This is a genomic window from Phaeobacter sp. G2 (assembly GCA_025163595.1).
Lineage (GTDB): Bacteria > Pseudomonadota > Alphaproteobacteria > Rhodobacterales > Rhodobacteraceae > Pseudophaeobacter.
In genome coordinates this window covers 533,200-553,397 of sequence record CP104100.1, presented here as the reverse complement: position 1 = coordinate 553,397, position 20,198 = coordinate 533,200, and the positions used below count along the sequence as shown (strand labels likewise).

The 20,198-nt window shown below is 60.4% G+C and carries 19 protein-coding genes; 16 read left to right on the top strand and 3 right to left on the bottom strand.

Annotation, left to right across the window (positions count from 1 at the left end; translation table 11 throughout):
• Positions 1 to 3 precede the first annotated feature (3 nt).
• From N1037_02635 to N1037_02570, 14 genes are all read left to right on the top strand, one after another.
• A complete protein-coding gene (locus N1037_02635) occupies positions 4 to 1,371 on the top strand; it encodes an ABC transporter substrate-binding protein (GenBank protein UWS79940.1) in 1,368 nt (455 codons plus the stop codon).
• Between the two features lie 75 nt (positions 1,372 to 1,446).
• Positions 1,447 to 2,520, top strand: a complete 1,074-nt coding sequence (locus N1037_02630) for an ABC transporter permease (protein ID UWS79939.1) — start codon at positions 1,447 to 1,449, stop codon at positions 2,518 to 2,520.
• Positions 2,521 to 2,525: 5 nt separating this feature from the next.
• On the top strand, positions 2,526 to 4,202 hold the full coding sequence (locus N1037_02625) for a nitrate ABC transporter ATP-binding protein (protein UWS79938.1): 1,677 nt from the start codon (positions 2,526 to 2,528) through the stop codon (positions 4,200 to 4,202).
• Positions 4,203 to 4,205: 3 nt separating this feature from the next.
• Positions 4,206 to 6,632, top strand: a complete 2,427-nt coding sequence (gene nirB / locus N1037_02620; protein ID UWS79937.1) for a nitrite reductase large subunit NirB — start codon at positions 4,206 to 4,208, stop codon at positions 6,630 to 6,632.
• Positions 6,629 to 6,964: a nitrite reductase small subunit NirD gene (nirD, locus tag N1037_02615; GenBank protein ID UWS79936.1), complete on the top strand. Its 336-nt coding sequence runs from the start codon at positions 6,629 to 6,631 to the stop codon at positions 6,962 to 6,964. Before nirB ends, nirD begins: the two co-directional genes overlap by 4 nt.
• Positions 6,961 to 9,552 (top strand): molybdopterin-dependent oxidoreductase, encoded by a 2,592-nt coding sequence (locus tag N1037_02610; GenBank protein UWS79935.1) that lies wholly within the window; start codon positions 6,961 to 6,963, stop codon positions 9,550 to 9,552. The genes nirD and N1037_02610 overlap by 4 nt, the downstream gene beginning before the upstream one ends.
• Entirely contained in the window at positions 9,549 to 10,505 is a 957-nt protein-coding gene (locus N1037_02605) for a glycosyl transferase family protein (protein ID UWS79934.1), read from the top strand. The genes N1037_02610 and N1037_02605 overlap by 4 nt, the downstream gene beginning before the upstream one ends.
• Positions 10,506 to 10,669: 164 nt before the next feature.
• Positions 10,670 to 11,479, top strand: a complete 810-nt coding sequence (cobA, locus tag N1037_02600; GenBank protein UWS79933.1) for a uroporphyrinogen-III C-methyltransferase — start codon at positions 10,670 to 10,672, stop codon at positions 11,477 to 11,479.
• 345 nt (positions 11,480 to 11,824) lie between these two features.
• Complete coding sequence (locus tag N1037_02595) at positions 11,825 to 12,184, top strand: polyketide synthase (GenBank protein UWS79932.1); 360 nt, start codon at positions 11,825 to 11,827, stop codon at positions 12,182 to 12,184.
• A 63-nt stretch (positions 12,185 to 12,247) separates the two neighbouring features.
• Positions 12,248 to 13,087 (top strand): metallo-mystery pair system four-Cys motif protein, encoded by an 840-nt coding sequence (locus N1037_02590; protein UWS79931.1) that lies wholly within the window; start codon positions 12,248 to 12,250, stop codon positions 13,085 to 13,087.
• Entirely contained in the window at positions 13,087 to 14,214 is a 1,128-nt protein-coding gene (locus N1037_02585) for a di-heme enzyme (GenBank protein ID UWS79930.1), read from the top strand. Before N1037_02590 ends, N1037_02585 begins: the two co-directional genes overlap by 1 nt.
• 9 nt (positions 14,215 to 14,223) lie before the next feature.
• Entirely contained in the window at positions 14,224 to 14,691 is a 468-nt protein-coding gene (locus N1037_02580; protein UWS79929.1) for a copper chaperone PCu(A)C, read from the top strand.
• 454 nt (positions 14,692 to 15,145) lie between these two features.
• Positions 15,146 to 15,862, top strand: coding sequence for a Crp/Fnr family transcriptional regulator (locus N1037_02575; GenBank protein ID UWS79928.1), 717 nt, complete (start codon positions 15,146 to 15,148; stop codon positions 15,860 to 15,862).
• Positions 15,863 to 16,110: 248 nt separating this feature from the next.
• Positions 16,111 to 16,329, top strand: a complete 219-nt coding sequence (locus N1037_02570) for an iron-containing alcohol dehydrogenase (GenBank protein ID UWS79927.1) — start codon at positions 16,111 to 16,113, stop codon at positions 16,327 to 16,329.
• An 85-nt stretch (positions 16,330 to 16,414) separates the two neighbouring features.
• Here the strand turns inward: N1037_02570 and N1037_02565 are convergent, their stop codons facing one another.
• From N1037_02565 to N1037_02555, 3 genes are all read right to left on the bottom strand, one after another.
• On the bottom strand, positions 16,415 to 16,786 hold the full coding sequence (locus tag N1037_02565; GenBank protein ID UWS79926.1) for a hypothetical protein: 372 nt from the start codon (positions 16,784 to 16,786) through the stop codon (positions 16,415 to 16,417).
• 70 nt (positions 16,787 to 16,856) lie between these two features.
• Complete coding sequence (locus tag N1037_02560; GenBank protein UWS79925.1) at positions 16,857 to 17,078, bottom strand: TetR family transcriptional regulator; 222 nt, start codon at positions 17,076 to 17,078, stop codon at positions 16,857 to 16,859.
• 87 nt (positions 17,079 to 17,165) lie between these two features.
• On the bottom strand, positions 17,166 to 18,128 hold the full coding sequence (locus N1037_02555) for a hypothetical protein (protein ID UWS79924.1): 963 nt from the start codon (positions 18,126 to 18,128) through the stop codon (positions 17,166 to 17,168).
• 63 nt (positions 18,129 to 18,191) lie between these two features.
• Here N1037_02555 and N1037_02550 point away from each other — a divergent pair, with 63 nt between their 5' ends.
• Both N1037_02550 and N1037_02545 read left to right on the top strand, forming a co-directional pair.
• A complete protein-coding gene (locus N1037_02550) occupies positions 18,192 to 18,578 on the top strand; it encodes a hypothetical protein (GenBank protein UWS79923.1) in 387 nt (128 codons plus the stop codon).
• 426 nt (positions 18,579 to 19,004) lie between these two features.
• Positions 19,005 to 20,126 carry an extracellular solute-binding protein gene (locus N1037_02545; GenBank protein UWS79922.1) on the top strand — a complete coding sequence of 374 codons (1,122 nt, stop codon included), beginning with the start codon at positions 19,005 to 19,007 and terminating at the stop codon, positions 20,124 to 20,126.
• Positions 20,127 to 20,198 lie beyond the last annotated feature (72 nt).

The following is a 20,198-nucleotide window of genomic DNA, read 5'->3' as shown; positions in this document are numbered from 1 at the left end:
ACAATGAACACATTAAAATGGCTACTCGCGTCGACAGCTTTTTGCGCCAGTCCCGTTATGGCTGATATTCTGGATCTCGAAAAAGACGAACTGACGCTTGGGTTTATCAAACTCACCGATATGGCACCTTTGGCCGTGGCCTATGAAAACGGCTACTTTGAAGATGAAGGCCTGTTTGTCACGCTGGAAGCGCAGGCGAACTGGAAGGTCCTTCTCGACGGGGTGATCGACGGACAGCTGGACGGGGCCCATATGCTGGCAGGCCAACCGCTGGCGGCAACCATCGGATATGGCACCCAAGCCCATATTATCACGCCTTTCTCCATGGATCTCAACGGCAACGGCATCACCGTTTCCAACGAAATTTGGGAGCAGATGAAACCGCATATTCCGCTGATGGAGGATGGTCGCCCACAGCATCCGATCAGCGCCAGCGCCCTTGCGCCCGTTGTGGAAGACTACAAAGACCAGGGCGTGCCCTTCAAGATGGGCATGGTGTTCCCGGTTTCCACCCATAACTACGAGCTGCGTTACTGGCTTGCCGCCGGTGGCTTGGAGCCCGGCTTCTACTCTCCCGAAGACGTCAGCGGCCAGATTGGCGCCGATGTTTTCCTCAGCGTCACCCCGCCGCCGCAGATGCCCTCCACCATGGAAGCCGGCACCATCTTTGGCTACTGCGTTGGTGAACCCTGGAACCAGCAGGCCGTGTTCAAGGGGATCGGTGTGCCCGTGATCACCGATTATGAGCTGTGGAAGAACAACCCTGAAAAGGTCTTTGGCATCTCGGCGGAGTTCGCCGCAGAAAACCCCAATACCACCATCGCCCTGACCAAGGCCCTGATCCGCGCCGCGATCTGGCTGGACGCAGACAATAACGCCAACCGCCCCGCAGCGGTCGATATTCTGTCGCGATCCGAATATGTGGGTGCAGACGCGGCCGTTATCGCCAATTCGATGACGGGCACCTTTGAATATGAAGAAGGCGACATCCGCGAGGTCCCCGATTTCAACGTCTTCTTCCGCTACAACGCCACCTACCCCTTCTATTCCGATGCAATCTGGTACCTGAGCCAGATGCGCCGCTGGGGTCAGATCGCCGAAGCAAAGACCGATGAGTGGTTCTTTGACACCGCTAAATCTGTCTACCGCCCCGACATCTATCTGCAGGCCGCCCGCATGTTGGTGGATGAAGACCTGGCCAATGAGGCCGATTTCCCCTGGGACAGCGATGGCTTCAAAGCACCGACCCCGGCAGCAGATATCATCGACGGCATTGCCTACGACGGGCGCACGCCCAATGCCTATCTCGAAAGCCTGCCGATCGGGCTCAAAGGCAGCCAGACAGTCTCAGGATCCGAAATCCTGGATTAACGCCACAGCCCGCTGCACCACGCGCTGCGGCGGGCCTCTCTTTTGCACATTCCTCCAGATCATAGGCCCCCTGTTATGACCGCCATTGACCCAGATACACTCGCCGCAGAAGCCCGCCGCGCCCGCCTTTTTACGCGGATCAACAAGGCAGACGCCTGGTTCCAAGTGCTGGGGCTCGCCTGGCTGACACCGGTTCTGAAAGCCGCCGCCGGGGACAACCCGCGGGCGCAGATCACCGAGATCTGGCGCCTGCTGGGGGTTCCGCTGCTGGCCATTGCCATCTTTATCGGCGCCTGGGCTACCCTGGCCCCTAAGGTGCAAACCTCGCTTGGCGCTATTCCCGGCCCGGCACAGGTCTGGGAACAGGTCGGCAACCTGCATGCGGATGCCCTGCGCGAAGGCGAAAAGGCCGAGGCCTTTTATGACCGCCAGGATGCCCGCAACGCCAAACTGATCGCTGCGGGGAAATCCGACAAGGTGCGCCAGCGAAGCTATACCGGCAAACCCACCTATTACCAGCAGATCTGGACCTCGATCAAAACCGTGTTTTTTGGCTTTCTGATCGGGTCGGTGATTGCCATTCCCCTAGGGATCATGGCCGGGCTGTCGCCCACCGCCAATGCCGCCATCAACCCGATCATCCAGATTTTTAAACCCGTCAGCCCGCTGGCCTGGCTGCCGATTGTCACCATGGTGGTCTCTGCCGTCTACGCCACCAATGACGGTATGTTTTCAAAATCCTTCCTGGTTTCGGCGATCACCGTGACGCTCTGTTCGCTCTGGCCCACCCTGATCAACACTGCCCTTGGGGTGGCCTCCATCGACAAGGACCTGATCAGCGTTTCCAAAGTGCTGAAAATGAGCACCTATGCCAAGATCACCAAGCTGGTACTGCCCTCGGCGCTGCCGCTGATCTTCACCGGGCTGCGCCTGTCTTTGGGTGTGGGTTGGATGGTGCTGATCGCCGCTGAAATGCTGGCGCAGAACCCCGGCCTTGGCAAATTTGTCTGGGATGAATTCCAGAACGGCTCGTCGCAATCGCTGGCCAAGATCATGGTCGCTGTCTTTACCATCGGCATCATCGGCTTCCTGCTCGATCGCGTCATGTTTGCGCTGCAGTCCATGTTCACCTTTACAGAAAACCGGTGAGATCCATGAGTATTCTCAAGTTCGAAAACGTTTCCAAAGGCTTTGGCCAAGGAACTGATCGCGTCGAAGTGTTGAAAGACATCAACCTCGACGTCAGTGAGGGCGAGTTTGTCGCCATCCTCGGGTTTTCCGGCACCGGGAAATCCACCCTGATGAACCTGGTTGCAGGTCTGGAGATGCCCGATAACGGCCGCGTCACCTTCAAAGGCGCGCCCATCACCGCCCCCGGTCCCGAACGCGGGCTGGTGTTCCAAAGCTACTCGCTGATGCCCTGGCTCACGGTGGGTGGCAATATCGGCCTGGCGGTGGATGCTGTCTTCCCCAAGCTGTCGGCCTCTGAACGTCAGGCCAAGATCGACCACTACGTCGCCATGGTTGGCCTGTCCCATGCCATCGCCCGCCGCCCGGCCGAGCTGTCCGGCGGCATGCGCCAACGGGTTTCGGTGGCCCGCGCCCTGGCAATGAACCCGGAAATGCTGCTGCTGGATGAACCGTTAAGTGCGCTGGACGCGCTGACCCGCGCCAATCTGGCGGATGAGATCCTGGATATCTGGGAGCAGGAGAAAAAGACCTGCATCCTGATCACCAATGACGTCGACGAAGCCATCCTGCTGGCCGACCGGATCATCCCGCTGAACCCGGATGGCACCCTGGCCGATCCGGTCACCGTCAACATTCCGCGCCCCCGTGATCGTGGTGCCATGAATGACGACGAGATGTTCAAAGCCCTGCGCGCCCAGGTCACCAAATACCTGATGGATGTGGGCATCGCCGCAAAGATTGAAGAAACCCGGCAACTGCCCGATGCAACCCCCATCCATAGTGTTCCTGCCGCCCTGTCCAAAGCGCAAAAAACCATGCTGGAAGAGCGCTATCTGGTCTTCTCCCAACTGCACAAAGTCTACCCAACCCCCAAGGGACCGCTGACTGTGGTGGAGGATTTTGACCTCAAGGTGAAGAAGGGCGAATTCATCAGTCTGATCGGCCATTCGGGCTGCGGTAAATCCACGGTTTTGACCATGGCGGCGGGGCTTAACCCGATCTCCAAGGGCGGCATCCGGCTGGATGGCAAACACATCGAAGGCGCCAATCCAGAACGCGCAGTGGTGTTTCAATCGCCCAATCTGTTTCCCTGGCTCACCGCCAAAGAAAACGTCTCTATTGGCGTAGATAGGGTCTATCCCAGTGCCAGCCAGGCGGAGCGCCAGGATGTGGTGGAATACTATCTCGAACGGGTTGGTCTGGCTGACAGCATGGACAAGCAAGCCTCAGGCCTGTCCAACGGCATGCGCCAGCGGGTTGGCATCGCCCGGGCCTTTGCCCTGTCCCCCAAACTGCTGCTGCTGGATGAACCCTTTGGCATGCTCGACAGCCTGACCCGCTGGGAGCTGCAAGAGGTGCTGATGGAGGTCTGGTCGCGGACCAAAGTAACCGCGATCTGCGTCACCCATGATGTGGATGAGGCAATTCTGCTGGCCGACCGGGTGGTGATGATGACCAATGGCCCCCAGGCCACGATCGGCAAGATCACCGATGTGAAACTGCCGCGCCCCCGCAGCCGTAAGGCGCTGCTGGAACATCCTGATTACTACAGCTACCGGGCCGAGGTTCTCGACTTTTTGGAAGAATACGAGCACGGCGCCAAACCCAAACCGAAACCCACACATATTGCGGCGGAGTAAGACATGACACAGAAACTTGTTGTTATCGGTGCGGGCATGGCATCTGGCCGCGTGTTGGAACATCTTTTCGATGCAGAGGCTGATTTTGAGGTCACCCTGTTCAACGCCGAGGAGCGCGGCAACTACAATCGCATCATGCTGTCGCCAGTGCTGTCGGGTGACAAAACCTATGAGGATATCGTCACCCATGACGCGGACTGGTACGCGACCAACGCTGTGACCTGCCACTTTGGTACCCATGTCACCGCCATTGACCGCGCCGCCAAAACCGTGACCAGCAGCAAGGGCACGACCTCCTATGACAAGCTGCTGATCGCCACCGGCTCGGCGCCCTTTATCATTCCGGTACAGGGCAAGGATCTGCCCGGCGTCATCACCTACCGCGATCTGGATGATACCAATGCCATGATCGAAGCCTCAAAATCAGGCGGCAAGGCCGTGGTCATCGGTGGCGGGCTGCTGGGGCTAGAGGCCGCAGCCGGTCTGGCGGAACGCGGCATGGATGTGACCGTGTTGCACCTGATGGGCCACCTGATGGAGCGCCAGTTGGATGAGGCCGCAGGGTTTCTGCTGCGCCGCGATCTGGAAAAACGCGGTATCACGGTGAAATGCCGTGCCTCCACCACCGCGATCCTGGGCACCGACAAGGTCGAAGCTGTGCTGCTGGAAGGGGATGAGAAACTTGAAGCTGATCTGGTGGTCATGGCCGTGGGCATCCGCCCCGAAACCCGTCTGGCCACCGACGCCGGGCTGGAGGTCGCGCGCGGTATCGAGGTGGGCGCCCAGCTGCAGACCTCGGACCCGGATATTTTTGCGGTTGGCGAATGTGTTGAATTTGACGGTCAGCTTTTTGGTCTGGTGGCGCCGCTGTATGATCAGGCCAAGGTTCTGGCCAATAGCCTGATGGATGAACCCGCCGTTTTCACCCCCAAGGAACTGTCGACCAAGCTGAAAGTCACCGGCTGCGATCTGTTCAGCGCCGGCGATTTTGCCGAAGGTGAAGGGCGCGAAGACATCGTTTTCCGTGATCCCGCCCGGGGCGTCTACCGCCGTCTGGTGATCGAAGACGACTGCATCATCGGCGCGGTGATGTATGGCGACACCGCAGATGGCAACTGGTTCTTTGGCCTGATCCGCGACAAGACCGATATCTCGGATATGCGCGACACGGTGATCTTTGGCCCCGCCTATCAGGGAGGCGCCCCCTCGGACCCGCTCTCAGCCGTTGCAGCCTTACCGCGTGACGCGGAAATCTGTGGCTGCAACGGCATTTGCAAAGGTCAGATCGAAGATGCCATCGCCGCCGGGGCCACAGATATCGCAGCCCTGCGCAGCCAGACCAAGGCCTCGGCCTCTTGCGGGACCTGCACCGGGCTGGTGGAGCAGGTACTTGCGGTCACTCTGGGGGATGATTTTGTCCTGCCAACGGCGCAGCCCGTCTGTGGCTGCACCGATATGACCCACGAAGATCTGCGGCGCATGATCAAAGCCCAGGAGTTGAAATCCCTGCCTGCGGTCTGGCAGGCCTGCAATTGGAAAACCCCCTGCGGCTGTCATACCTGCCGCCCAGCGCTGAACTTCTACCTGCTGGCCGACTGGCCGCTGGACTACGAGGACGATCCCCAATCGCGGTTTGTCAACGAACGCAAACACGCCAATATCCAGAAAGACGGCACCTTTAGCGTGGTACCGCGCATGTGGGGGGGGATCACCACCCCGGATGAGCTGCGTGCCATTGCCGATGCGGCAGATAAATACGCGGTGCCCACGGTCAAGGTCACCGGCGGGCAGCGCATTGATCTCTTGGGGGTCAAAAACGAAGACCTGCCCGCGATCTGGGATGATCTGAACCAGGCGGGAATGGTCTCGGGCCATGCCTATTCCAAGGGGCTGCGCACGGTGAAAACCTGCGTTGGCACTGATCATTGCCGCTTTGGCACCCAGGACAGCACTGGCCTGGGCATCCAGCTGGAAAAGGCGCTTTGGGGCTCCTGGACGCCGCATAAGCTGAAACTCGGTGTCTCTGGTTGCCCGCGCAACTGCGCCGAGGCCACCTGCAAAGACATTGGCATTGTCTGCGTCGACAGTGGCTATCAGATCAGCATCGGCGGCGCTGCCGGCATGGATGTGCGCGAAACATCACTACTATGTCAGGTGGCAACCGAAGAAGAGGTCATGGATGTGGTCAAGGCCGTCACGCAGAGCTACCGCGAGAACGCCAAATATCTGGATCGCATCTACAAATGGATGGACAAAGTGGGTCTTGAGTGGATCCAGGCGCAGATCGGTGACCTGGCCACCCGCGCGGCGCTGGTGGCCAGGTTCGACCTGTCCCAAACCATCTACCGCAAGGATCCCTGGGCTCAGCATGTGGCCAAGCCAGCCCCCTACGAGCCCCTCGCCACTCTCACCCTGGAGGCCGCCGAATGAGCACCTGGATTGATATCGCCGCCCTTGAGGCCGTGCCCCAGCGCGGCGCCCGGCTGATCAAAACCCGACATGGCTGCGTCGCAGTGTTTCGCACCGCCGTGGATGAGGTCTTTGCGCTCGACAATGCCTGCCCCCACAAAAACGGCCCGCTGGCCGATGGCATTGTGCACGGCAAGGCGGTGACCTGCCCCCTGCACAACTGGGTTATTTCCCTGGAAACGGGGCAAGCCCAGGGCGCTGACGAGGGTAAGGTTGCAACCTACCCGGCCAAGGTCAGTGAGGGCCGCATCCTGCTGGACGCCGATTTCCTGCAACAAAGAGCCGTCGCATGAGCGCGCCCCAGACCTTGACACGCACCACCTGTCCCTATTGCGGCGTCGGCTGTGGTCTGCTTGCGGGCGCAGATGGCTCCATCAAGGGCGATCCTGACCATCCCGCCAACTACGGGCGGCTGTGCTCCAAAGGGGCGGCCCTGGGGCAAACCATTGATCTGGCGGGGCGCCTGTTGGCACCGCAGATCAACGGCCAGGAGGCCAGTTGGGATGAGACGCTCGGTTTAATGGCAGAGACGTTCAGTACTGCCATTCGTGACCACGGACCGGATAGCGTCGCCTTTTACATCTCCGGGCAGCTGCTGACCGAAGACTACTATGTCGCCAACAAACTGATGAAGGGCTTTATCGGTTCCGCCAATATCGACACCAATTCGCGGCTCTGCATGGCCTCCTCTGTGGCCGGGCACAAACGCGCCTTTGGCAGCGACACCGTGCCCGGCACCTATGCCGATCTGGAAGAGGCCGATCTGATCGTGCTGGTGGGATCGAACCTGGCCTGGTGCCATCCGGTGCTGCACCAGCGCATTGCCGCAGCCAAAACCACAAATCCGAACATGAAAGTGGTCAACATCGACCCGCGCAAAACCGCGACCACGGATCTGGCGGATCACCACCTGCGGATTGTCCCAGATGGCGATACGGCGCTGTTTAACGGATTGCTGGCGCATCTGGCCGACACTGGGCAGCTTGACGATGATTACCTGAAAAAGCACGTCACCGGTCGCCGCCCCGCGATCACCCAGGCACGTCTGGGGGATCCACTGGAAAGCGGGCTCACCGAGGCAGAACTGGCGCAGTTCTACCAGCTTTGGGCTGGTACAGAAAAGGTGGTGACGGTCTATTCCCAGGGCGTCAATCAGTCCAAATGCGGCACCGACAAAGTCAACGCGATTCTAAATTGCCACCTTGCCACCGGACGCATCGGCAAGCCGGGCTGCGGCCCGTTTTCGGTGACTGGCCAGCCCAATGCCATGGGCGGGCGCGAGGTTGGCGGATTGTCCAATATGCTGGCCAATCATCTGGATATCGAGAACCCGGATCACCGCGCCAGCGTTCAGGGTTTCTGGCAAAGCCCGACCATCTGCACCCAGCCGGGCCTAAAGGCCGTTGATCTGTTTCAGGCCTGCGCCGATGGCAAGATCAAGGCGCTTTGGGTGATGTCGACGAACCCGGCGGTAAGCCTGCCGGATGCCGATGGCGTGGCCGCCGCGATTGCCAAGGTGCCCTTTGTGGCGGTGTCTGACATCATGGCGCGCACAGATACTGGTGATTTGGCCGATGTGCTGCTGCCTGCCACGGGGTGGGGCGAAAAGGACGGCACCGTGACCAATTCAGAACGCCGGATCTCGCGCCAGCGCGCCTTTCTCCCGGCCCCCGGCGCCAGCCGCCCGGATTGGAAGATCATCTGCGATCTTGCCGCCCGCATGGGCTGGGCAGAGTCTTTTGATTTTTCCGCCCCGGCAGAGGTTTTTGCCGAATATGTCGCCCTGTCCGGTGCAACTCAGGATTTTCACCGCGACCTGGATCTCAGCATTTTTGCCGATGTGGACTACGCCAAGCTGCTGCCAACCCAATGGCCGCAGAACGGGACACGATTTTTCGCCGATGGCGGCTTTTTTCATGGCAACGGCAAGGCCCGGATGCTTCCGGTCACTGCCCCCGCGCCCATCCAGCGCGACGCATTTACGCTGAATACCGGACGCAACCGGGACCAGTGGCACACCATGAGCCGCAGCGGCAAAGCCCCGCGCCTGGGCGCGCATCTGGCGGAACCCTATGTGGAAATCCACCCGGTGGACGCAACTTCCCTGGGTCTGTCGGCTGGCGATCTCCTTGCCCTGCGTAACCGGTACGGCCAGGCGGTTCTGCGCGCCCTGATCACCGATCGCAGCGCCCCAGGCCAGTTGTTTGCCCCCATGCACTGGACCCGCCAACAAAGTACCTCTGGCTGTATCAACACCCTGACCGCACCGGTGGTTGACCCGGTCTCTGGGCAACCCGCCTCCAAATACATCCCGGTTGCCGCCCAAAAGTTCAATGCCGCCTGGTTTGGCTTTGCCGCCGCGCTGTCCCCGTTGCAAGCCGCTGGAGCCTATGGCGCTGTCGCCCGTTCGCTGACGGGCTGGCAGGGCGAATACGCCGGAACCAAAACGCCAGAGAACTGGCAAGAGTTTGCAGCTGACCTGCTGGGGCTGGACAACTGCCAGATCACCGAACTGACCGATCTAAACCAACGCCTGACCCGGCTTGCCTTTTATCAGGGCGACAGGCTTGTTGGTCTGTTCTTTGCCAGTCCAGAACCGGTATCATTGGCGCGCAGCTTTGCAGTCTCGCTGATTGGAACCACCACCCCGCCGCTACAGGCGCTGGCGGGCCGCAGTGGCGCAGATCAACCCGACCCTGGCGCCACAGTCTGCGCCTGTCTCAATGTCGGGATCAATACGTTGCGTACCGCCATCACCGCTGGTGCCACCACTGTAGAAAGCCTGGGTGCAGCCACCTGTGCCGGGACAAGTTGCGGCTCCTGCAAGCCAGAGCTCGCCAGTCTTATCGCGCAGCATCACATAGGGATGGCGGCGGAATGACACTCGCGCCTTTTGTCCGCATTGTTGCGCAAGGCAAGGGCCGTGCCCGCCCGCTGACCCAAGGCGAAGCGCAGGAAGCCATGACCCTGATGCTGACAGGTGACGCCGCCCCAGAGGCGCAGGGAGCCCTGTTGATGGTGCTGCGGTTGCGCGGGGAGACCGATGCAGAAATTGCCGGCTTTACCGCCGCCTTGCGCGCCGCGACGCCAGCTGGCCCCAGCGGCATTGGCGACAGGGTTGACCTTGATTGGCCCTGCTATGCGGCGGGGCGTACACGCGGCGCTCCGCTGTTTGCACTGGCTGCCAAACTGGTCGCACAGGCGGGTTACAGGGTCGCTCTGCATGGCTGGAATTCCCATCAGGGTACTGCAGCTGATCTGCGCGGCGCGCTCCAGGCAGCCGATCTCATCGGCAACGGCTTGTCCTACAACCCATTGGAAACTCTCAACCCCATGGCCTTTAGGCTGTTGAAACTGCGCGACACCCTGGGGCTCAGGAGCTGTATCAACACGGTGCTGCGCATGTGGAACCCACATGGGGCGCGGGCCTCGGTGCAGGGGGTTTTTCATCCCTCATATCGCGGCCTGCAATCGCGTGCAGCCGCTTTGCTGGGGGATCGAAACCTCACTGTGATCAAAGGTGGCGGCGGTGAGTTTGAACGCCATCCGGCGAAGGACACCGCCATCTTTGGCCTGCAAAACGGCACCGAGATCAACACCCAGGCCTCAGCGCTCTTGTCGGACACACGGCGCCTGCATGAGCCCGATCACCCCATCGAGATTGCGGCGCTCTGGCGCGGTGCCCAGGACGATCCATTTGCCAGCGCCACAGTGATCGGCACCGCAGCTTTGGCGCTTTGGACCGTTCAGGCTGAACGCTCGATCACGCATTGCACGGCCCTGGCAACCGAGCTTTGGGACAATCGCCATAACCAGGACCGGAGAACCCAATGAAGACCTTCCCCCTTTTGCAGCCCCTGACAGGTCGTTCCCTTGCTGGAGCCGAAACCCCTAGATCAGCAGCCCCCCTGCGGGGGCTTCGACGGTTTGCCGCGCGTCTGGCAGAGTCTACACCTGCTGTTGTGGAGCTTTCTGTCCTCGCCCGCAGGAGCGCGAGCTTGCGCCAATTACGCCAGATGGCATCCGGGCTGTGGCACGCCACTGACAGATCCATTCCCAGAAATCAGCAGGTGGGGTCAGTGGCGCTGGTTGGCGCCGGCCCCGGTTGCAAGGATCTGATCACCCTGCGCGGGGCACAGCGCCTGCAAGAGGCCGATGTGATCTTTTTTGACCGCTTGATTGACCCCGAAGTGCTGGATTTGGCCCCTGCAAATGCAAAACGCATTTATGTGGGCAAGGCCCCAGGCTGCCACCACTGGCCACAAGAAAAGATCTCGCAGGCGCTGGTGGCCATTGCCGGTCAGGGGCAACGGGTCGTGCGGTTGAAGTGCGGCGACCCTGGCGTCTTTGCCCGGGGGGCCGAAGAGATTGATGCCCTGGATGCGGCAGATATTCCCTATGAAATCATCCCCGGTGTCACCGCAGCCAGCGCAGCCTCAGCTGCATTGGGTGGGTTCCTGACAGAACGCGGCACCTGTGACACCCTGGTTCTGGCCACCGGCCAGACAGCAAAGGATGCGGGCAATGCCAATTGGATTGCCCAGCTGCAACCTGGAACCCGTATGGCGATCTACATGGGGGTTGGGGCCGCCGCAAATACCGCCAAGGCCCTGATTGAGGCCGGTCTGGAAAAACAGGTCTCCATCGACATCGTTTCCCGTGCCCAGCAAAGTGATCAGGTAATCGCCAAGTGTCGCGCCTCGACCCTGCTCGAGACAATCGAAACCTCTGGGATCTCAAATCCGGCGATCATGTTCCTGACTTGGCCCCAGTCCGCGACAGAAGTTAACTCCCCACAGCGAGGCTAAAGGTCAGGCCGCATACCAGGCGAAACGCCTGCTTCAGAAACGACCTGCGGAATGGACCATGAACCGAAACAGGTTGCTTGGGCGACTGGGAACCCCAAGAGAACGGTAGCGAACTTGATGTGTGGTCCACTTTCAACACCGGCACCCAAGAGTTTTTCTAATCAAACAGCGCTCTGATGTTGCGAACAAAGGGCAACCAAGAGCGCGCCGGTCCAAATATCAACCATGGGGCCGCCCTGCTGATTGCAGACAAACAGGCTGCAAAGGAACATCGCGCTGGACCACAGGGGATGCGACCCTATGAACGCTTGCGGATCCGGCAGTGTGTGCTAGCCAGCTGTGGCGATGAAGATTTGGCAAATCATATTCCCTCTGCGCGCGCTGGTCGTGCTGCTGACCGTTGCTTTGGCAACCACCGGATTTGCACATCGTGCGCCATCGCAAACAGACCAAGCAGTGCTGGACTATGCGGCGCTCTTTGGCATTGACGCCGCTTCGATCTGTGGTGGCTCGGATGACCCGGGCGCCACGCAGGAGTGTGAAGCCTGCCGCTTGCAGGCGGCCATGGCTCTGCCAGAGCCGCCGCTGGTTGCCTCCGTTGCCGAACTGTCCTTCTCCCCGCCCCACTGGGTGCCACAATCCCACGTTCTGGAAACCCTCTCCGCCGAGGCGACCCGTCCGGCGCGTGCGCCTCCTATCGTCTGAACTTTGCGAATCTATTTGTGAAACACCCGGCCCGCGCGCCGGATCAGACCTCTGGAGACTTCCATGAAACTCGCTCTTCAAGCGGCCCTTGCCGCCCTGCTTCCCGCGACCGCTGCCTTTGCAGATCAGGACGTTAAGATCAATTTTGCCGCCGAAATCGGCGGGCACCCCTTTGCCTGCGACGCGACCTTCACCGACATCGGAAGCACGGGTGCTGCGGTGCGCGGCACGGATTTCCGCCTCTATGTCAGCGATGTGGCGATGATCGCGGCTGACGGCACACGCAACCCTGTGACTTTGACCGAAAGCGCCTTTCAGCATGACGGCGTCGCCCTGCTGGATTTTGAAGATGGCAGTGCCGCTTGCGCCAATGGCACCGCGCCCCTGAACACCCAGCTGGCTGGCACTGCTGCTGAGGGCAGCTATACTGGTGTGGCTTTCAACGTCGGTGTGCCGTTTGAGATGAACCACGGCGACCCCACCACCGCCCCCACGCCGCTCAACCTGACCTCGATGTTCTGGAACTGGCGCGGCGGCTACAAGTTCGTGCGTATCGATATGGTGCCGACAGACAAAGCAGCAAGCGGGCCAAAAGGCTGGTTCCTGCACCTTGGCTCGACCATGTGCAAATCCGGTGGCAAGACAGACGCCCCCGCCGCCCCCTGCAAGAACCCCAACCTGATGGCGGTCAGCTTTGATGGGTTTGATCCGGCGAAACAAACGCTGGTCATCGATCCGGCGCCAGTGGTTGCAGAGGCTGACATGCGCTCCAACACGCCCCAGACTTCGCCCGGCTGCATGTCCTTCCTGAACGATCCCGACTGCGATACGGTCATGACCAAGCTTGGCTTGCCGTTTAAAGACATCGCAGCGGGTGAACAGCAGTTGATCGCGGTTCGGTGATGCGTAGCGCCGCGCGTAGTGCGGCGGTGAGCGTGATCCTGTCAGGTTTACTATCCGGGGCGGGTTTCGCCCTGGATGCGGCAGAGGCCTATGACTGGCCCCTGCCGGACTGGATGCCGCGCCCCTCCGTACCAGAAGACAACCCCATGAGCGCCGCCAAGGTCGAGCTTGGCCGCCATCTGTTCTACGATGCCCGCCTGTCCGGCGATGGTACTGTGGCCTGCGCCTCGTGCCACGACCAGGGCCGTGCTTTTACGGATGGGCGCCAGGTGGCTGTGGGCATCCACGGCACCCATGGCAAGCTGAACGCGCCCAGCCTTGCAAACGTGGCCTACCTGCCGGTGAATTCCTGGGCCAACCCGCATATGACCTCGCTCGAGTTTCAAGCGCTTGTGCCTTTGTTTGGCGAAGCACCCGATGAAATGGGCGCAACCGGACAGGAGGCGCGTATCTTTGCGACGCTGGCCGAGGATCCATATTACGCGCAGGCTTTTGCACAGGCATTCCCGCAGCAGCCCAGGCCAGAGCTGTTCACAGTGACCCGCGCGCTGGGGGCCTTTCAGCGCAGCCTGATGTCCTTTGACAGTGCCTATGACCGTTTCAAATACGGCGGCGAACTGGATGCGCTTTCGGATGCCGCCAAACGGGGTGAGCAGCTGTTCTTTGACCACCGGTTCGAATGCTATCACTGTCATCAGGGCGTGTTGTTCACCGACAATTTCAAACGCGAGGGCAGCCCCTGGGTGGAGACCGGCTTTCATAACACCGGGCTATACGCTGACTACCCCGTCAGTGCGCCGGGCCGGATCGAATTCACCGCAGAGCCGGGCGACGCCGGTTTGTTCCGCACCCCATCCCTGCGCAATGTGGCCGTGACAGCGCCCTACATGCATGACGGATCAATCCCTGATCTGCGCGGCGTGCTGGCCCATTACGCCAAGGGTGGCCGCGAAGGCCACAGCAATCAGGACGGCATGATCGTGGGGTTCACCGCCACCGAAGCGGAAATTGCCGATCTCATCGCCTTTCTCGAAAGCCTCACCGACAAGCGCTTACTGACGAACCCGGATCACGCCGACCCGTGGCCAAAAGATCATCCCGCCCGCCTCAAACGGGCCCAACCCTAGGAGACAGAAATGAAACGCGCGATACTTGCCCTTATGCTGCTGGCTGCGCCCGCTGTGGCCCACGACCAAATGACTGGCGATTTGCATATCATCCACCCGTCGATCCCGGCGCCCAACGCCACGGCCAAGTCGGCTGCGGGGTATATCACCATCTCAAACGAAGGTGAGACCCCCGAAGAGCTTCTTGGTGTGCGCTCGCCCTTTGCGGCCTCGACAACCTTGCACACCACAATTTTTGAGGACGGGATCGCCAAGATGCGGCCGCTGATCGGTGTTCCCCTTGCGCCAGGTGACGTCGTCAACCTGGAACCGGGCGGGATGCATGTGATGTTCATGGGGCTGACGGGCACCGCAAAAGAGGGCGACATGATCCCGGCCACGCTGATTTTCCGCAAGGCTGGCGAGGTCGAGGTGGAATTCATGGTCGACCCGGCCGACGGGGCGGATCATTCCCAGATGGACCATTCGGGCCACTAGTCCTTGTTCCTCCCGGGCCTCATAACACGCGCGCTGCTTTTGCTGGCGCTGATCGGGTCGGCCACCGTGCCGGACGGGTTTATGCGTGCATCTGGCCCCCAGGGTCTGCGGCTGGTTCTGTGCACGAGCGCAGGCAAGCAAGAGGTTTGGCTGACTGACACAGGCGATATCATCCCTGTTGAAGACACCACGCCCAGCCATGACGCTCCCGCGTCTCACCACGATGCGTCCTGCGTTCAGGTCAGCGTTGCAGGCACCGATGCCCCGCCCTACGTCGGGGAATGGATCCGCTTGCGGTTGATCGCAACGACGACGCTGCGCAGCGCCGCACCCCTGCCGACCTCTTCCCATTCTCCCAGACGTCATCGAACACGCGCACCTCCCCTCCCGGCTTGACCCTTTCGCCGGGGGCGACCTGCCCCTTGTCCACCCTTTCACGACAAGGACGTTCAAGATGAACGCGATGAACCACGACTGGGCAGAGGCCTCCCTCCGTCCAAACAACACTTGCCCTGCACTCCTGCGGGGGCTGAACGCCGATGAAATGAGCCGGGTTTGGAACCGGTTCGAGGAAGACTGTCTCGCCGATGGGGAGGTGCTGCTGCGCGACAGAGCAGAACCGCTGCCCATCGGGTTGGTGCTGAAAGGCGCCCTGCGCGAAGACGTATCGGTGCCACAGGGTGGCACGCGCTTGTTTGCCCTGACCTTTGCCGGTGAGGCGCTTTCGCCACTTGGCCCGCGCCAAAAAGGCGGACGTCTCAGCGCCATCGGAGACACCCGTCTGCTGACCTGCGACCACGAGGGGTTTGCGGATCTCAGCAGAGAAATCCCACGCCTGCAACTCAACCTGTTTGGTGTATTGCAGGACCAGATCGAAGACGCGCACCGCTGGCAGCTGCTGCTCGGGCGTAAGACCGCAGCAGAACGCGTGGCCTCCATTCTGGCCTGGTTTCATATGCGTCAGGGTACGCCAGAAGAAATGGACTTACCAGTGACCAGAGCCGAACTTGGTGAGATGTCCAGCCTGACGCTGGAAACCGTTTCTCGCCAGGTCCGCGCCCTGGAAAAGGTCGGCGTGATCAGCCTCCCAAAGCCGAGCCAGGTCCGCGTTCTTGACAGTAAAGCGTTGCTGGAACGCTCCTGTACTTCACCGATACTTCGTGCTGCCTGAATAGGCTCTACAACGGGGAAATATCGCGTATTTCTGCCTGACATGGCCTGTGCTCAACAGGCCATGTCCGCCCGACGTCGCGTGTCCTATATGGTAAATCCAAATGGGATCGCAGGCTTTGAAAAGGCTTACCGTTGTCGCAACAGCCCTGGGGTCACGGCTCATTCACCCAGCTTGTTCAGTCTAACCAGTTTTTGGCTGCAGCGGCAGGTCTGCGTAAAATAGCCACTCTATTTTAATCGGATGTAATGCCATCAGCGGGCAGAACCCTCACCGCAGCCTCCAAGCAGGTCGATCAGTTCATCGCGGACCTTGGCATGCCGCGCAGCCTGACGGCTGTAGGTGTGAAAGCCGAACAGCTGCAAAAGATCGCGGAATACACCATGGATGACATCTGGGGCAAAACCAATCCGCGCCAGATCAGCGAACCCTCTGGTGTGATGCAGATCCTCGAACTGGCCCGCTGATCCCAGCCTAACGCCAAACCCAAGCCACGAAAAACGCCGCCCTGTCCGTGGCGGCGTTTCCTGTTTTGGCCGGATCAAAACCCGCTCAGGCCAGGTGGCCAGGGCAAATCAGGCCTGCCGTGAGGCTATCAATTAGATTTTCCAGCGCGTTCGGATCGCTCCACAGCTTGCCGCCATCTTTTGTCTGCACAAAAGCCGCCTCGCGCGCCGACAAAGAGGCCTGCGCGAACTGATGGAAAAAGACGATACGCTGGTTCAGCACCGCGCGCGGCACCTCGGTCAAGGCCTTGGCGATATGCGCGATGCAGCGTTCAAAACTGTCGTCCCCTTCGGCCTCAACCGCCTGGGTGAACTTGTCGCGGTGGTTCAGCTGCATCACCGAGATGAACCGCATATGACCAAACCCGATGGGCAAATCGGTCCGCGCTTCGGGATCGTTGGTTTCCGTGGTTTCCACCTTGCAGATCAGATTAACAACGTCGCGTACGGAAATCGGCGCCCCCGAGGCCTCAAGCGCATCAAGAGCATCAAGAGCTGCGCCGCGTCCGTGTCAAAGCATCCGATACCAGCTCTCCAATCAGGACGTCCTTGGTGCGAAAATAGTAATGGATGCCCGCCGAGTTCTTGACGTCGGCCGCCGTGAGGATCGCCCGCACCGACACGCCATCAATACCCTGCCGCGCAAACAACCGGATCGCCGCGCGTTTGATGCGTTCGCGGGTGTCGTCATCAGCGGTATCCAGGGTCATGCGAACATCCTACTATTTTCAGTATTGGGTCCGCCGATAGCTCAGACAATGCCCCAAGGTCAAAACCATTCCGGCCAAACCTGCGGATCAGGTTTCGAATGTGAAAGCCTCCGGATCGGCATCCCGGGTCAGCGACCAGAAGTAATCGTTGCGCCAGGGCGAAATCGCCACCACCCGCCCGCGACTGTTGCGATACCCGTTTTCGGTGCCCTGATGGGTCCAGACCATTTTGTTATGTGCCGCGTCGATACGAGCATTGTAGCTTTCATGGGCCTGCACGGTCACCGCGACGGTCTGCGCTTTCCGCTCGAACATCCGGCTGATGATCGACAAAATGAACGAGGTTTGCAGCTCGATTGCCTTAATCATGCTGCCGCCATGTCTCAGCCCGGCATTCGGCCCAAGGATGGTGAGAAAGTTCGGAAATCCCGGCACCATCGAGCCGATATAGGCCGAGGGATTGTCCGTCTCCCAGGCGTCCTTCAGATGCTGGCCGCCCTGTCCGATGATCTCATAGGAGGACTGTATCTCAGCCGCCTTAAAGCCCGTGGCATAAACCAAAACATCCGCCTCTGAGGTTGACCCGTCTGCTGCGATCAGCGTGCTGCCCTCGATCCGCGACAGCCGCGCGGGCACCAGCTCGGCGTTTGGCTTGGTCAGGGTCCGGTACCAGCCATTGTCCAAAAGGATGCGCTTACCGTAGGGCGGGAAATCGGGAAGCATCTCCTGCAGAAGATCCTGACGGTCCCCCAACTCTGCCTTCACATACGCGGTAAAGATCTGACGGTGTCGGTCATTTGTTGCGTTCAAGGCCTTGTCAGGTTCGGGCCAGGTCGGATCCTTCTGCAGCGATTCATGGATACGGTCATTGAATGTCCAGAATTGCCGGATGCGATACCACTGCTGATACAGCGGCACCGTCATCAAGAGATAGCGCACCGGATCAGGCACCTTTTTCTGAAACTGCGGAAACGGCGCGGCCCATTGCTTGGAGCGGGCAAAAACCGTCAGCTTTTCGACCTTGTCGATAATGGCCGGGGCGACCTGCATGCCCGAGGCGCCATTGCCCACCAAAGCGACACGCTTGCCCGTGACATCCAGATCCTCGGGCCATTGAGCCGTGTGGGTCGCGACGCCAGCAAAGGTCTCTGCCCCCGCCTTGGCCTCACCCAGGACACCTGCGATCGCTTTACCCGGACCACATCAGCTACCCATTGCGATGGCATGTTGCTGCAGCCGACGCGGTTCGGTAGCGGCTTCATGCATCGAATGGACAATCGCAGCAGCGCTGAAAGGCCGGCACGCGGCGACAGCTTCCTGATCCCAGACCAGGCTTTTGGCCATGTCGGCGCCGGCGGCAGCTTTGCCTTTTGCGACCCCTCCCGTGAGCTCGCCATCGGTTACGCGATGACGCAGATGGGCGAGGGTTTTCTGGTCAACGACCGTGGGGCGGCTCTGATTGCTGCTCTCAATGCGTGTGATCTGGGAGTGTCCACATGACCGGAGCCGCCTCGCCTCTGCTTATCCGGATCGAGACTGCGCTTGGCCATGGGCAAACCGAAGAGTATCGGCCGAAGCCTCCGTGACCGTTGAACACAGAACAGCACTTGCGGCGATGGCCGCAGCAAACTTGGTTTTCATTTCTTCCTCCCTCTTCAAACCGGCAGAAGATCGGCCCGCAATGACCTGGAAACGGGCCTTTGCACCGCCCCCATTGGCGCAAAGCCGAGGGCGGCTCTTGGACCCTGCAACTGCGTTCTGGGGGGGGCGCACCCGGACCATTTCTCCATGGCGTGCGGCGGTGATCAGCTGCGGCGCCATCAGGATCACAGGAATGCAACAAAAGCGTCACCGGGCTGTTTCACTCGCACGGTAGCGACGCGCAGAGCCCGCGCCGGGTGAAATATATGACATGAGGGTGCTTTTATGAAAACGACTCGCCGTTCCGCGATTAAGTTGGGGGCCGCCGCTGTTGCGGCGCCGCTGGTCCTGCGCGCCACCGATGCGCTTGCCTCTTCGGGCAGCGTCAAGGTGCTGGCCTGGCAGGACTATATCCAGCCCAATATCAGAGAAAAATTCGAAGCCGACACCGGCATCAAACTGGAATTGACCACATTCGGCTCGAATGACGAAGCCGAGTCGACCATCCGCGCCAATGGCGGCAAGGGGTTTGACATCGTCTTCCCGTCGATCACCAACGCATCGGGCTATATCGACGACAACGGCGACAGTTTCTTCGCAGAAGTCCCCGCCGACGTGAAAATCGACAACGTGATCCCGTCGTTCCTGCGCGACAGCGCCAGCTTGGGCGGCATGCAGGCCGGCAAACAAGTCCTGTTGCCATTCGACTGGGGCACCGAAGGTTTGACCCTGAACCGTGGCAAGCTCGACATCTCGGATGCCGATCTCAGCTTTGGGGACCTGTGGCGTCCCGAGGCCAAAGGCGCTGCGGCCTTCCGTCAAAAGTCGGTCATCATGGGCACCGGCCTCTACCTTGATGCCATTGGCGAAGTTCCGTCCAACCGCATGCTTGACGTTTACAAATCCGAAGAGGATGCACGCCGGGTTTGGGGCGCTATTGCTGGCTGGATCATCGAACGCAAAGGCAACTTTGGCGCCTTCTGGAACAATGCAACCGAAGCCACCGCCGCCTTCAAGGACGCGGGCTGCGTCATCGGCCAGACCTGGGACACCACTGGCCTGCTGCTGAACCGCGAAGACGAGAACTTTGTCTACCGCGCGCCAAAAGAAGGCATCATCACCTGGCTCGACAGCTTCGGCATGCTGAAACAGGCGATGAACCCCGAACAGGCTGTGGCCTTCATGAACTTCATGCTGCAGCCAGAAGTGGGTGGCATGTTCGCCAACAACACGGGCTACAACTCGGCTGTGATGGGGGCGGCAGACCATGCCTCCGAGAACTTCAAGCGCCAGTTCAACGACGTCTACACTGCGGACGTTCTGGGCAACATGTGGTGGTGGCAGGCGGATACGCCTTTCTTTGCCCCAATCCGCAACGAGTTTGTGGAAATCATCACCAACGCCTGATCGGCAGGGTGGGTTTTCGAAACAACTTGGGGGGAGGCGTCCGCGCCTCTCCCACTCTTTTTTCCGGGGGCA